Origin of the sequence: Thalassotalea sp. G20_0, from assembly GCF_017744175.1 — a bacterium.
Lineage (GTDB): Bacteria > Pseudomonadota > Gammaproteobacteria > Pseudomonadales > Endozoicomonadaceae > Endozoicomonas.
This window is the reverse complement of the sequence record NZ_JAGHQV010000052.1, coordinates 1-13821: the sequence shown is the minus strand read 5'-3', so window position 1 is coordinate 13821 and position 13821 is coordinate 1. Positions and strand designations below refer to the sequence as shown.

The 13821-nt window shown below is 47.0% G+C and carries 16 protein-coding genes and 1 riboswitch; of the genes, 9 read left to right on the top strand and 7 right to left on the bottom strand.

Going from position 1 to position 13821, the window contains the following annotated elements; translation table 11 throughout:
- Positions 1-275 precede the first annotated feature (275 nt).
- The 4 genes from J7438_RS21475 (at position 276) to J7438_RS21460 (ending at position 3782) form a co-directional block, all read left to right on the top strand.
- A complete protein-coding gene (locus J7438_RS21475) occupies positions 276-995 on the top strand; it encodes a sulfite exporter TauE/SafE family protein (protein ID WP_209278162.1) in 720 nt (239 codons plus the stop codon).
- Between the two features lie 64 nt (positions 996-1059).
- Positions 1060-1135, top strand: a riboswitch (SAM riboswitch).
- Positions 1136-1178: 43 nt separating this feature from the next.
- Positions 1179-2237, top strand: a complete 1059-nt coding sequence (locus J7438_RS21470; RefSeq protein ID WP_286196814.1) for a methionine ABC transporter ATP-binding protein — start codon at positions 1179-1181, stop codon at positions 2235-2237.
- On the top strand, positions 2227-2883 hold the full coding sequence (locus J7438_RS21465; protein WP_209278161.1) for a methionine ABC transporter permease: 657 nt from the start codon (positions 2227-2229) through the stop codon (positions 2881-2883). The genes J7438_RS21470 and J7438_RS21465 overlap by 11 nt, the downstream gene beginning before the upstream one ends.
- Before the next feature lie 74 nt (positions 2884-2957).
- Complete coding sequence (locus J7438_RS21460; RefSeq protein WP_209278160.1) at positions 2958-3782, top strand: MetQ/NlpA family ABC transporter substrate-binding protein; 825 nt, start codon at positions 2958-2960, stop codon at positions 3780-3782.
- 35 nt (positions 3783-3817) lie between these two features.
- Here the strand turns inward: J7438_RS21460 and J7438_RS21455 are convergent, their stop codons facing one another.
- The 4 genes from J7438_RS21455 to J7438_RS21440 form a co-directional block, all read right to left on the bottom strand.
- Entirely contained in the window at positions 3818-5230 is a 1413-nt protein-coding gene (locus tag J7438_RS21455; protein WP_209278159.1) for a hypothetical protein, read from the bottom strand.
- 304 nt (positions 5231-5534) lie between these two features.
- Positions 5535-6245 (bottom strand): hypothetical protein, encoded by a 711-nt coding sequence (locus tag J7438_RS21450; protein ID WP_209202222.1) that lies wholly within the window; start codon positions 6243-6245, stop codon positions 5535-5537.
- Between the two features lie 361 nt (positions 6246-6606).
- On the bottom strand, positions 6607-7302 hold the full coding sequence (locus J7438_RS21445) for a hypothetical protein (protein ID WP_209278158.1): 696 nt from the start codon (positions 7300-7302) through the stop codon (positions 6607-6609).
- A gap of 624 nt (positions 7303-7926) precedes the next feature.
- Positions 7927-8832 (bottom strand): hypothetical protein, encoded by a 906-nt coding sequence (locus J7438_RS21440; RefSeq protein ID WP_209278157.1) that lies wholly within the window; start codon positions 8830-8832, stop codon positions 7927-7929.
- A gap of 337 nt (positions 8833-9169) precedes the next feature.
- Here J7438_RS21440 and J7438_RS21435 point away from each other — a divergent pair, with 337 nt between their 5' ends.
- Together J7438_RS21435 and J7438_RS21430 are read left to right on the top strand one after the other, a co-directional pair.
- Positions 9170-9355, top strand: a complete 186-nt coding sequence (locus J7438_RS21435; protein ID WP_209278156.1) for a hypothetical protein — start codon at positions 9170-9172, stop codon at positions 9353-9355.
- A gap of 11 nt (positions 9356-9366) precedes the next feature.
- Entirely contained in the window at positions 9367-9567 is a 201-nt protein-coding gene (locus tag J7438_RS21430; protein ID WP_209278155.1) for a hypothetical protein, read from the top strand.
- A 193-nt stretch (positions 9568-9760) separates the two neighbouring features.
- Here J7438_RS21430 and J7438_RS21425 read toward each other — a convergent pair whose 3' ends face one another.
- Positions 9761-10507 (bottom strand): hypothetical protein, encoded by a 747-nt coding sequence (locus J7438_RS21425; protein WP_209278154.1) that lies wholly within the window; start codon positions 10505-10507, stop codon positions 9761-9763.
- A 337-nt stretch (positions 10508-10844) separates the two neighbouring features.
- Between J7438_RS21425 and J7438_RS21420 the strand changes: the two genes are divergently transcribed.
- From J7438_RS21420 to J7438_RS27940, 3 genes are all read left to right on the top strand, one after another.
- A complete protein-coding gene (locus J7438_RS21420) occupies positions 10845-11030 on the top strand; it encodes a hypothetical protein (RefSeq protein ID WP_209278153.1) in 186 nt (61 codons plus the stop codon).
- An 11-nt stretch (positions 11031-11041) separates the two neighbouring features.
- Positions 11042-11242, top strand: a complete 201-nt coding sequence (locus J7438_RS21415) for a hypothetical protein (protein ID WP_209278152.1) — start codon at positions 11042-11044, stop codon at positions 11240-11242.
- Positions 11243-11467: 225 nt separating this feature from the next.
- Complete coding sequence (locus tag J7438_RS27940; protein WP_286196812.1) at positions 11468-11602, top strand: hypothetical protein; 135 nt, start codon at positions 11468-11470, stop codon at positions 11600-11602.
- Between the two features lie 56 nt (positions 11603-11658).
- Here J7438_RS27940 and J7438_RS21410 read toward each other — a convergent pair whose 3' ends face one another.
- Together J7438_RS21410 and J7438_RS21405 are read right to left on the bottom strand one after the other, a co-directional pair.
- A complete protein-coding gene (locus tag J7438_RS21410) occupies positions 11659-12495 on the bottom strand; it encodes a splicing factor U2AF large subunit (RefSeq protein WP_209278151.1) in 837 nt (278 codons plus the stop codon).
- Between the two features lie 585 nt (positions 12496-13080).
- A partial coding sequence (locus J7438_RS21405) for a hypothetical protein (protein WP_209278150.1) occupies positions 13081-13821 on the bottom strand: 741 nt, incomplete at its 5' end.

Here is a 13821-nt window from a genome sequence, read left to right as displayed (position 1 = left end):
GCAAATACCTGACGACATCTGTTCTTTATTTCATGGTTCCTGTACACATCCAATATCTGGAAAAATGGCAACCATGACTGAATAAAAATATTCCTTCTTCTTCAATTAAATAAGACAAACGTCAATTGTCCAGTGATTAGGTACACCGCAGGAAAAAAAGTGACCAGTACCTATGTTTTGGCTATTGCTAACTATATATAATTTATTCTTATTTTTTTATTCGAAAAAACAATATAACAGAGCCTGAGTTAATTTCTAAGGCTGGATGTCGTTGCATGGAACTGTCACTTCTGCAGGTTGTTGCTGCCATGGGGGTTGTGGGCCTGGGGGCTATTGTCCAGGGAACCATCGGCTTTGGCATGGCGGTTGTTGCCGCACCTTTTCTCTATAATATAGATCCTGCCCTGATACCGGGACCGCTGATTTTTTCCGGTATGGCGATCGGGGCGCTTTCCGCCCGACGTTATGCCAGCGAGATCGATGTTTCTATTCTGGGTTATGCCCTGTTGGGTCGGGTACCCGGATCCATGATTGGGGTGTTGATTCTGACGCTGGTCAGTATCCAGCACCTGAGCCTGGTGCTGGGAGGGGCAGTACTGCTGGCGGTGGTCGGCAGTCTTTTTCCTTATAAGTTGAAAACTACGCCATTCACTCTGTTCATTGCCGGTCTGTGCTCAGGGATGATGGGGACGGCCGCCTCCATCGGTGGACCACCGATGGCGCTGTTGCTACAAAACGAAAGTGGCAACCGGATCAGGGCCAATCTGGCGGTGTTTTTTGTGATTGGCAGCTTTATCTCTCTGGTTATGCTGGGTCTCAATGATCTATTATCAACCGGGCAGCTAATCTACGGTGTGTGCCTTTTTCCAGCGGTGTTAACCGGCCACTGGCTGGCCAGCAAAATCGCTGCAAAGGTTGAAAAGGAAAGGATCCGCCAGATGATGCTGGTGCTGTGCAGTATTTCAGGCATAACCGCTATTCTGTCTGCCGTTTGAAGGTATCCGGCGGTGACACCGGGAGAGTGAGAAAGTTGACAGAAATCACTATTTTGGATAGTTTGTCACGCCATGCGCTGATTTGACCTTGGCTTGCGGGCGCATTACAAATTCCGCTAAAAGAAGGGTTTCAATTAAGAATTCCTTATGAAACCACTCTGTTAGCATCAGGGTGGTTTTTTTATGTATATGATTGAATTGAATAACCTGACCAAGGTGTTTGCCGCTGGCGACACCGAGGTCAAGGCCATTGACGGAGTAGATCTGTCGGTGCCTGAAGGTGCCATCTACGGTGTGATTGGCTCCAGTGGCGCAGGGAAAAGCACGCTGATTCGCTGCGTCAACTTACTGGAGAAACCGACTTCCGGCCAGGTGCTGGTGGATGGTCAGGACCTGACTCTGCTACCAGAGAAATTATTGCGTCAGGCCCGTCATAACATTGGGATGATTTTTCAGCATTTCAATCTGCTGTCCAGCCGCACTGTGTATGATAATGTCGCTCTTCCCCTTGAGTTGGCGGGTGCCAGCACATCAGAAATAGAACAGGCCGTTCTGCCCCTGCTGGAACTGACCGGGCTGGACTCGAAAAGAAACAGTTATCCAGCCCAGTTGTCCGGCGGTCAGAAGCAGCGGGTGGCCATTGCCCGGGCCCTGGCCAGTAAGCCGAAAGTGCTGTTGTGCGATGAAGCCACGTCCGCACTGGACCCGCAGACTACCCGGTCAATTCTTGCCCTGCTGAAAGACATCAACCGTCAGCTTAAAATTACCATTCTGATCATTACCCATGAGATGGATGTGGTGAAAACCATCTGTGATCGAGTGGCCATTATGAGCTTCGGCAAGATCATTGAAGAGAATGAGGTAGAGCAGTTCTTTCTCAACCCCCGGACGGATCTGGCCAAAGAGTTTGTGCGCAGTGCGATTCATGAAAAGCCGGTGGCAGAAATTGAAGCCCGGTTCCAGTGCGAGCCTTGTGAGGGTGCCAGGCCGGTGGTGCGCATTACCTTTGTCGGGCAGGGGGTTGTGCAGCCGTTGATTACCAGGGCGGCAAGACAGTTCAATACGGACTTTAATATCCTGCAGGCGGATATTGAAACGGTCAATGAAAAAGCCATGGGCTTTTTGATGGTGGAAATTATGGGTGAGCCGGAAGGCATTGAGCAGTCGCTGCAGTTTCTGCAGGGCTTGCATAACTCACCTGACAATACGGTCCAGGTAGAGGTGATTGGTTATGTCAGCTGATGCATGGTCACTGCTGTTCAAGGCGCTCTGGGAAACCCTCTATATGGTGGCATTTTCCGGAGGCATCAGCTTTCTGCTCGGTATCCCGCTGGGAGTACTGCTCTACGTGACCCGGGAAGGACGTATTCTGGCAAACCGCGTTGCCAACCTGGCTCTGGGCGGTATTGTCAATGCCGGACGTTCCATTCCTTTTATTATTCTGATGGTGGCTATCATCCCGTTGACGCGACTGCTGACCGGTACTTCCATTGGTACCACCGCCGCGATTGTGCCACTGACTGTGGCGGCGATCCCGTTTGTTGCCCGCATTGCCGAAGGTGCCTTGAATGAAGTGCCTTCCGGATTGGTGGAGGCCGCCCAGTCCATGGGGGCCAGCCCGTTGCAGATTGTTACCCGGGTGTTGCTGCCGGAGGCCAGGCCCGGGCTGATTAATGGCATGACCATTACGCTGGTAACGCTGGTCAGCTACTCGGCCATGGCCGGTGCCATTGGTGGCGGAGGCCTTGGTGACCTGGGCATCCGTTATGGCTACCAGCGGTTTGATGGGGTCATCATGCTGGCCACGGTGGTGGTGTTGATTGCCCTGGTGCAATTGCTGCAAATGGTGGGTGATCGCCTGCAGCAGTATTATGATCGCAGTCACTAATAATCATTTGTAAGGTGGGAATCCATCAACGTCACTAATGTTGATGGCATGTTGTTAAAGTCCGGGAGTAATCAATGACTTTTAATATTCTAAAAACAGTAAAAATCCTGGCCAGTTCGGCGGTATTGGCGTCAGCAGCATTGCTGGCAGGCTGTGGTCAGTCGGATGATCCAAATGGCCCGCTGAAGGTGGGGGTGATGGCGGGACCTGAGGCCGATGTGATGAAAGTGGCGGTGGACATCGCCAGACAGGACCATAACGTGGCTGTTGAGCTGGTGGAGTTCTCTGATTATGTGTCGCCAAACGTAGCGCTGTCGGACGGCAGTATTGATGCCAATGCATTCCAGCACCGCCCTTACCTGGACAGTATGGTGCGTGACCGGGGCTTTAAGCTGGTTGCCGTTGGTAACACCTTTGTTTATCCCATTGCCGCTTACTCAAAGAAGCTGAAAGACATCAGTGAGTTGCAGGATGGTGCCAAAATCGCTATTCCCAATGACCCTAGTAATGAAGGCCGTACACTGATTCTTCTGCATCAGCGTGGCTTTATTAAGCTGAACGATGTGAATAATCTGGAAGCAACGCCGGCAGATATCATTGAAAATCCCCGTAATTTCCAGTTTATTGAACTGGATGCGGCTCAGCTGCCCCGCTCACTGGATGATGTGGATATGGCCTTTATCAACAACACCTATGCGGTACCGGCGGGTTACACCCCAACCCGTGATGCCCTGTTGGTGGAAGATAAGGACTCTCCCTATGTGAACATCATTGTCACCCGTGAAGATAATCAGGCAGACCCGCGCGTACTGGCTCTGGTTAAGTCGTATCAGACGGATGCGGTTGAAACCAGGGCTGCGGAGCTGTTTAAAGGGAGTTCTGTGGCTGGCTGGAAGTAAATGTTCTACATGCTGGAAGCGGTTTGCTTCCGGCATTATTTATGCTTTATGGCCTTGAGGCCGTTAATCAGCGTTACCCCTTCGTGTAAAGTGACCATCATCTGCCTCTTCTGGGATACTGATACCACTGGCCGGTTGATTTGCGTTTGCGTTTGCTTAAGACGCTCAAGGTTCTTTATGACTTGTTGAGAAAGATGGTTGACCTTTAGAATGGTTATTTCACTTTCACTTTCACTTTCTTCTTCTCTTGTTTTTTTTTCTATAGAATGGCTTTGTGCAGTTTGGCTGCCAGTGTTGTCACGAGTGACCTCATTCGTGTCATCAACAATTGATTCTTCGCTATCGTAATCAGTTGATTCATCGCTGTCGTAAACAGTTGATTCGTCGCTGTCGTAAACAGTTGATTGGTCGCTGTCGTAAACAGTTGATTGGTCGCTGTCACAAACAGCTGATTCGTCGGTATTGCTGCATGATGGCCCATAATCTTTGGCATTTATCTCTAAGAAGGTACTGTGGCTTTCTCTGCATGAAGAAGCTTCCACCAAAGGTTCTTTATTGTTCTGGCTGGTTGGCTGTTCAATCCCGTCATCACGCTCAGCATCGTGCTGTGCTGAGGTTCTCTCTATATCTGATGGTTTTTGCGTATCGGCCGTTTTCTGTTGATTATCTGGCAAACAATGATGATTGTTACCGGAACCTGAAAGCGTAATGTTTACGGCTGAGGAGTCGGTTTTTTCTTTGACCCTCAATTTTTTGCGTGGTCGTGGTATGAGTATTTCAGGCGTTGGTTTCCGTTTATGTCTATCAGGTCGACATTTTACTACGGCAAAGTCTTTCCATTTAAACAGATCTTGTCTATGGAAGTCCGGTGACATTGCATTTGATAACTCAGCCCAAAGCGCCAAAAGGTAATAGGCATTGCGATCCGCTGAAATATTTGGTCCGTCTTTCATTCCCAGGGAAATATCTTGTAGAAACTTGAAATGATCTCCGTCACTGTTCCTTTTTAAAAAATCCAGGAGTTTTTCTTTCTTTGGCCTGAATTTCCAGGCACTTTCCTCAATGAAATCGTGATACTTAAACGCTTTTCCAATCATTTCATAGGCAGCTTCCACCCTGATATTATCAGGCTGGCATATTTCCCTCAGAATGGGGGGAGTGAAAAATTTTTTGACCAGCCTGGGGGTTCTCTGATCCACGGTATTTTTTGTTAAACCAGTAAAACAGAAACGCTTGCCATCAAGGATGTAAATGGTTTGGTCATCCTCTTCACCCGGAGGAATTTTTTTGGAGCCAAAGTGGATATCAACATCCCGAAAGCCAAAGCTCCTGGCCTTTTTCAGTACGTCCTCAACACTGGAAGTAGTTTTGGTAGCAAAGTCCTCGAAAGTTTTGGGTTTGGAATATGTGTGATCAGTAGCAAATGCTTTGCCAGCACTCAGATCCATAATTTTATTCTCTTTAAATAGTCCGGAAAATCCCGGTTCAGAGCGGCAAGTAGTTGGTTAACTACTTATTACAGGCATGCTCATATCTTGCTGAATTGGAAAATGGTGTTATCTCCCTTAGGCTACGCTCCGGATAAGGTATTGTTGCCAAAGCCTGGCTGCAACTGCAGACAGTTTGAAACAGAGCGTGTGAAAAGCTAAATCTAGCTCTCGACTTTGTGGTTGACAAGGAATCAGAAATGGTTGAGAAGTGGTTTCGCAGTGTGCAGGTTCATCCAGGCATTACCCGGACATAGCAGAAGGATTAACCTTCTACCAGGTGGGTAAATGCTGCTAAAGCCTCCGGATCTCCACGTTTGATTTTATTCGCAATGACATAATGGAAAAAGTAATGGAAGTGTTCGTGATCCTGGGCCGCAAACAGGCACTCATCGCCCGGTAGTACCGGTGTGTTTTCGACCTTTTTATCATCGGCCACCATGGCCATGACCCGGCCATCATTGTACAAACGCCAGCTGGTTACATGAACCAGTACAATCGTTTTAAACTGGTCTTCGGTCAGAATGGCATGGGTACCAATGGTGTCGGGGATTTCCTGAATAATGACAGCTTCATCAGACTCTATGGGTGGGTAGTAATTGGCCGCGTTTTCCAGTTCCGCAACCTTGTGATCCGGTACGTCAAAAAATGCATGGTCGTGTATCTTGTCAAAGTAACCTTCCCAGTGGCCATTTAATGGGTCATTGAGCTCACGGGCAGGTACCACCTTATTCAGCCAGGGGATGAGGGCATCAACCGTGCCGTCTTTCATCATTGCCCAGCAGAGAATTTTCATGCTGAACAGCTTGCCCGGATTGGCATCATTGCTGTAAAGCATTTCCATACCATCCAGTTCAGGAGCAATGCGCACAATCTGATGAAGGTTAACCTCGTCCAGAGGCTTGCGGGTGAACATATCGATGACATTGCCACTGTTATCATCGGGCTGATTTTTATCTTCAGGTTCTTTGGCCATGAACAATCCCGGGTAAAGCTGAGTCTGGTAAAAATGAAGAAGGTTCATAGCCCATATCGGCATGGTCGTATCATCCTGCACTATTGGTTGCAGTGGGGGGGATTGTGTTGCGGAAACAGGAAGGTATGAATCCTGACTAAAAGACGTTTGCGGTGGCAGCAAATTGGTCTAAAAAGTCGGAAATTTTTAGCAAATAGAACCACTATTCACTAAAAGTTTCCGACTTTTTATCCTCAATTTTCTGCCATCCTCGCTACGGGCGCTATTCTCGGTCAGCCTCCTGGAAGCCACTGCAAAGATAATGACCACTGTCAGGCTCTGCACCATGATGATTGTGGCAGAGCCTGATTTTCATATTCCTTCAGCTTGAACACTGAAAAGTGGCAGGGAGAGTGCCATCTGAATTTTTACTGGAACTCTGGTTTGTTTCAACTGAATTAGAAGTCAGTGTTAATTCAACAGAGTTTCCAGCTGAATGGATTGACTTGAGATACTGCTTTTTTGCGATTTTCGCTTGCTTTGAAGCTTCTTCCTTGTTGGCGGTTTGTCTTTTGATTCTGTTGTAAGTATTCATATAAATTCTTTTCCCCTCTGCGAAGACGGGATCTTTGCGACGATCCCTTTGGTACTCCTTTTGGTACTCCCTATGGCGCTCTGCAAAATCGGGATCTGTCTGGTAGCGCTCCTTTTGGTACTCCCTTTGGTACTCCCTTCGGCGGTGGGCGTATGCGGGATCTGTCTGGTAGCGCTCCCTTACGCGCTCCCTTTTGCGTTCCAACCGAGAGGCTTTGTTGTCAGTTATTTTTTCTGGTGGGTTTGCAACAGACTTATTACCCAAGTTATCAGCGTGAATTATCGGGCTGATTTGCTCCACCACGTTAGAATACTGATGGCTGTTATTAACAGAGTGAGAACCGTCTTCACCAGCCATACTACAAACTCGCACAATTTCTGATTCAGTGCCACGATCGCCTTTCTGAAATGTTTCTGGTCTTACGGATAATTCAAAGGACTCGTCCAGGCAGATCTCTTTAGAATCAAGAATAGTGATTGACATTTGTTTAATTCTTGAATCATCGAGTCGGTTATGGAGTCTATCCTCATCGGGTATTGAGGTGTTATTGATTGGGGCCGTTTGTTCCACTTTCTGACCGAACACTATAACATTTTTTTGTGTATAGCGATTGGAAAGTGACTTACCGCCGGACATGACAGCATCATATGCAGTGAGAAAATTCGAATAACAGCCTTGTAAGTTAAAATCTGGATCAGTCATTAATTTATAAATTCATTAAGTTATTGAATCACAGCTTAAGACTCCCGCTTCGTTACACAAGTTCCTTCCTGACACAACCCATTCACTATTTACATCAAAAAAAGCATAAGGATTTGATATGACTATTAACCATGATGATGTGAAACTCTTCGAAAGCCAGTGCCTCACGGATGAGGAAGACGGAGGTGGTCGGGTGACTGGGCGGCGAATAAAACCATGACCTTGACGCTACCAGATAACCGGCAGTTCTCTGTGATTTTGATCGCTCTAATGGTGCTCCCGTAGAGGCAAAGCAGGTTTAACCGTTTGCTTATCCGGAGGACAGTGACCAATAACTTCTTACTCTTGGATTGCTAACTGTTCATTCAGGTTGAGACAGGCTCAATCGGGACGGTAAATATTCCTTCAGCTTGAAGACCGAAAAGTAGAAGGGGGAGAGCCATCAAAAATTTTACTGGAACTCTGGTTTGTTTCAATTGAATTAGAAATCAGTGTTAATTCACCGGAATTTCCAGCTGAATGGATTGACTGGAGATACTGCTTTTTTGCGATTTTCGCTTGCTTTGCAGCTTCTTCCTTGTTGGCGGTTTGTCTTTTGATTCTGTTGTAAGTATTCATATAGATTCTTTTCCCCTCTGCGAAGACGGGATCTTTGCAAAGCTCCCTTTGGCGCTCCCTTTGGCGCTCCCTTTGGCGCTCTGCGAAATCGGGATCATTCTGGTAGCGTTCCTTTTTGCGCTTCCTTTCGCGCTCTGCGAAAGCGGGATCTGTCTGGTAGCGCTCCCTTTGGTGCTCCCTTTGATACTCCCTTTGATACTCCCTTTGGTACTCCCTTTGGTACTCCCTTTGGCGCTCTGCGAAAGCGGGATCTTTGCGACGCTCCCTTTGGTACTCCCTTTTGCGCTTCCTTTCGCGCTCTGCGAAAGCGGGATCTGTCTGGTAGCGCTCCCTTTGGTACTCCCTTTGGCGCTCTGCGAAAGCGGGATCTTTGCGACGTTCCCTTTGGTACTTCCTTCGGCGCTCCAACCGAGAGGCTTTGTTGTCAGTTATTTTTTCTGGTGGGTTTGAAACAAACTTATTACTCAAGTTATCAGCCTGAATTATCGGACTGGGTTGCTCCATCACGTTAGAAAACTGATGGCTGTTATTAACAGAGTGAGAACCGTCTTCACCAGCGATACTCGAAACTCGCACAAATTCTATTTCTAATCCAGTGCCACGATCGGCTTTCTGAAATGTTTCTGATCTTACGGATAATTCAAAGGGCTCATCCGGGCAGATCTCTTTAGAACCAGGAATAGTGATTGACATTTGTATAAGTCTTGCATCACCGAATCGGTAATGGAATCTATCCTCATCGGGTATTGAGGTGTTATTGATTGGGGCCGTTTGTTCCACTTTCTGACCGAATGCTATAGCATTTTTTTTTGTACAGCCATTGGAAAGTGACTTACCGCCAGACATGGCAGCGTCATATGCAGTTAGAGCATTCGAATAAGAGCCCTGTAAGTTAAAATCTGGATCAGTCATTAATTCATAAATTCATTAAGTCATTGAATCATAGCTTAAGACTCCCGCTTCGTTACACAAGTTCCTTCCTGACACAACCCATTCACTATTTACATCAAAAAAAACATAAGGATTTGATATGACTATTAACCATGATGATGTGAAACTCTTCGAAATTTCACGAATTGACCGGACCATTGGTGATGAGGCCTTGCGGAAGGCCTTTATCGGGATCAGCCATATGCCAGACAGGGAGCTGAGGAGAATGATGCCTACAGCCTCACTCAAGTACCGCTTGCCTGAATATCAAACACTTGTGCATTAGAAACTTGAGAGTTGAGTAATAATCAAAAAGCCAAAGCACTCCAAGAGAACCCGGTGAGTAAATCAGCCCTAACCACCCGAATTGCACAACCGGCCCCACAGAAAATTATCCGGCTCGAATATCCCGGCGGCGCAGTCAATGCAGACATTGATTCAACGGACGAAACCAAACTGCTGGATGCCCTGAGAAACGCAGGCATGAGGACGGTCTGATGCAACTGGACACCATTACCGGATGGTCGACAGTTCTCCGTTATCTTTGATCGCTCTAACGGTGCTCCCGTAGAGGCAAAGCAGGTTTTACCGTTTGCTTATCCAGAGGAGAGTGACGAATACCTTCTTACTCTTAGATTGCTGACTGCTCACTCAGGTTGAGACAGGCTTAATCGAGACGGTAAATATTCCTTCAGCTTGAAGACTGAAAAGTGGCAGGTGGAGTACCATCTGAATGGATTGAATGGAGATACTGCTCTTTTGCGATTTTCGCTTGCTTTGAAGCTTCTTCCTTGTTGGCGGTTTGTTTTTTGATTCTCCTGTAAGTATTCATATAGGTTCTGTGCCCCTCTACGAAGACGGGATCTTTGCGGCGCTCCCTTTGGTACTCCCTTTGGCGCTGGGCGTAAGCGGGATCTGTCTTATAGCGCTTCTTTAGGCGCTCCCTTTCGCGATCTGCGAAAGCGGGATTTTTGCGACGCTCCCTTTGGTACTCCCTTTGGGACTCCCTTTGGCGCTCTGCAAAATCGGGATCTGTCTGGTAGCGCTCCCTTTGGTACTCCCTTTGGTACTCCCTTCGGCGCTGGGCGTAAGCGGGATCTGTCTGGTAGCGCTCCCTTACTCGCTCCCTTTTGCGCTTCCTTTTGCGCTCCAACCGGGAGGCTTTGTTGTCAGTTATTTTTTCTGGTGGGTTTGAAACAGACTTATTACCCAAGTTATCAGCGTGAATTATCGGGCTGATTTGCTCCACCACGTTAGAATACTGATGGCTGTTATTAACAGCGTGAGAACCGTCTTCACCAGCCATACTCCAAACTCGCACAATTTCTATTTCTGATTCAGTGCCACGATCGGCTTTCTGAAATGTTTCTGGTCTTACGGATAATTCAAAGGACTCGTCCAGGCAGATCTCTTTAGAATCAAGAATAGTGATTGACATTTGTTTAATTCTTGAACCATCGAGTCGATTATGGAGTCTATCCTCATCGTGTATTGAGGTGTTATTGATTGGGGCCGTTTGTTCCACTTTCTGACCGAATGCTATAGCATTTTTTTGTGTATAGCGATTGGAAAGTGACTTACCGCCGGACATGACAGCATCATATGCAGTGAGAAAATTCGAATAACAGCCTTGTAAGTTAAAATCTGGATCAGTCATTAATTCATAAATTCGTTAAGTTATTGAATCACAGCTTAAGACTCCTGCTTCGTTACACAAGTTCCTTCCTGACACAACCCATTCACTATTTACATCAAAAAAAGCATAAGGATTTGATATGACTATTAACCATGATGATGTGAAACTCTTCGAAATTTCACGAATTGACCGGACCATTGGTGATGAGGCCTTGCGGAAGGCCTTTATCGGGATCAGCCATATGCCAGACAGGGAGCTGGGGAGAATAATGCCTATAGCCTCACTCAAGTACTGCTTGCCTGAATTTCAAACACTTGTGCATTAGAAACTTGAGAGTTGAGTAATAATCAAAAAGCCAAAGCACTCCAAGAGAACCCGGTGAGTAAATCAGCCCTAACCACCCGAACTGCACAACCGGCCCCACAGAAAATTATCCGGCTCGAATATCCCGGCGGCGCGGTCAATGCCAACATTGATTCAACGGACGAAACCAAACTGCTGGATGCCCTGAGAAACGCAGGCATGAGGACGGTCTGATGCAACTGGACACCATTACCGGATGGTCTTCTGTGGACAAATGAGTTTGAGTGGAACCCGGTTGAGCAGAATATTGAAAGAAGTCTAACCGGGGCTCTGTTAGTTCAGGAAGGGCCAGTCACTAATGGAAGGCCCATCGTTTTAACGGGTGGAAATGAGGCTGGTTGGGTTTCCCGGCTGACTGTAAAAAAACTGTTTGCTCCCTCCAAAGCAGCTAATAAAACCATGAGCCTGACTCTCCCGGATGGTCGACAGTTCTCCGTTATCTTTGATCGCTCTAACGGCGCTCCCGTAGAGGCAAAGCAGGTTTTACCGTTTGCTTATCCAGAGGACAGTGATCAATACCTTCTTATCTCTTAGATTGCTGACTGTTCACTCAGGTTGAGACAGGCTCAATCGAGACGGTAAATATTCCTTCAGCTTGAAGACTGAAAAGTGGCAGGTGGAGTGCCATCTGAATGGATTGAATGGAGATACTGCTCTTTTGCGATTTTCGCTTGCTTTGAAGCTTCTTCCTTGTTGGCGGTTTGTCTTTTAATTCTCCTGTAAGTATTCATATAGATTCTGTGCCCCTCTGCGAAGACGGGATCTTTGTGACGCTCCCTTTGGCGCTCCCTATCGAGCTTCCTTTCGCGCTCTGCGAAAGCGGGATCTTTGCGAAGCTCCCTTTTGTACTCCGTTTGGTACTGCTTTTGTCGCTCTACGAAAGCGGGATCTTTGCGACGCTTCTTTTGGTACTCCCTTTGGTACTGCCTCTGGCGCTCTGCGAAAGCGGGATCTTTGCGACGCTCTCTTTGGTACTCCCTTTGGTACTCCCTTTGGTACTGCCTTTGGCGCTCTGCGAAAGCGGGGTCTTTGCGACACTTCCTTCGGTACTCCCTTTTGCGCTCCCTTTGGCGCTCCCTTTGGCGCTCTGCGAAAGCGGGATCTTTGTGACGCTCCCTTTGGTACTCCCTTTTGCGCTCCAACCGAGAGGCTTTGTTGTCAGTTATTTTTTCTGGTGGGTTTGAAACAGACTTATTACCCAAATTATCAGCGTGATTTATCGGGCTGATTTGCTCCACCACGTTAGAATACTGATGGCTGTTATTAACAGAGTGAGAACCGTCTTCACCAGCCATACTCCAAACTCGCACAATTTCTATTTCTGATTCAGTGCCACGATCGGCTTTCTGAAATGTTTCTGGTCTTACGGATAATTCAAAGGACTCGTCCAGGCAGATCTCTTTAGAATCAAGAATAGTGATTGACATTTGTTTAATTCTTGAACCATCGAGTCGATTATGGAGTCTATCCTCATCGTGTATTGAGGTGTTATTGATTGGGGCCGTTTGTTCCACTTTCTGACCGAATGCTATAGCATTTTTTTGTGTATAGCGATTGGAAAGTGACTTACCGCCGGACATGACAGCATCATATGCAGTGAGAAAATTCGAATAACAGCCTTGTAAGTTAAAATCTGGATCAGTCATTAATTCATAAATTCGTTAAGTTATTGAATCACAGCTTAAGACTCCTGCTTCGTTACACAAGTTCCTTCCTGACACAACCCATTCACTATTTACATCAAAAAAAGCATAAGGATTTGATATGACTATTAACCATGATGATGTGAAACTCTTCGAAAGCCAGCGCCTCACGGATGAGGAAGACGGAGGTGGTCGGGTGACTGGGCGGCTAATAAAACCATGACCTTGACGCTACCAGATAACCGGCAGTTCTCTATAATTTTGATCGCTCTAAATGGTGCTCCCGTAGAGGCAAATCAGGTTTTACCGTTTGCTTATCCGGAGGACAGTGACCAATACCTTATTACTCTTGGATTGCTGACTGTTCACTCAGGTTGAGACAGGCTCAATCGAGACGGTAAATATTCCGTCAGCTTGAAGACTGAAAGTGGAAGGGGGAGAGCCATCAGAATTTTTACTGGAACTCTGGTTTGTTTCAACTGAATTAGAAGTCAGTGTTAATTCACCGGAGTTTCCAGCTGAATGGATTGACTGGAGATACTGATCTTTTGCGATTTTCGCTTGCTTTGAAGCTTCTTCCTTGTTGGCGGTTTGTTTTTTGATTCTGTTGTAAGTTTTCATATAGATTCTTTGCCCCTCTGCGAAGACGGGATCTTTGCGACGATCCCTTTGGTACTCCCTTTGGTACTCTGCGAAAGCAGGATCTTTGCGACGCTTCCTTTGGTACTCCCTATGGCGCTCTGCGAAAGCGGGATCTTTGCGACGCTCCCTTATGCGCTCTGCGAAAGCGGGATCTTTGCGACGCTCCCTTTGGTACTCCCTTTGGTACTCCCTATAGCGCTCTGCGAAAGCGGGATCTTTGTAACGCTTCCTTTTGTACTCCCTGTGGTACTGCCTTTCGCGTTCTGCGAAAGCGGGATCTTTGCGACGCTCCCTTTGGTACTTCCTTCGGCGCTCCAATCGTGAGGCTTTGTTGTCAGTTATTTTTTTAGATGGGTTTGAAACAGACTTACTACCCAGGTTATCAGCTTGAATTATCGGACTGATTTGCTCCATCACGTTAGGATACTGATGGCTGTTATCAACAGAGTGAGAGCCGTCTTCACCAGC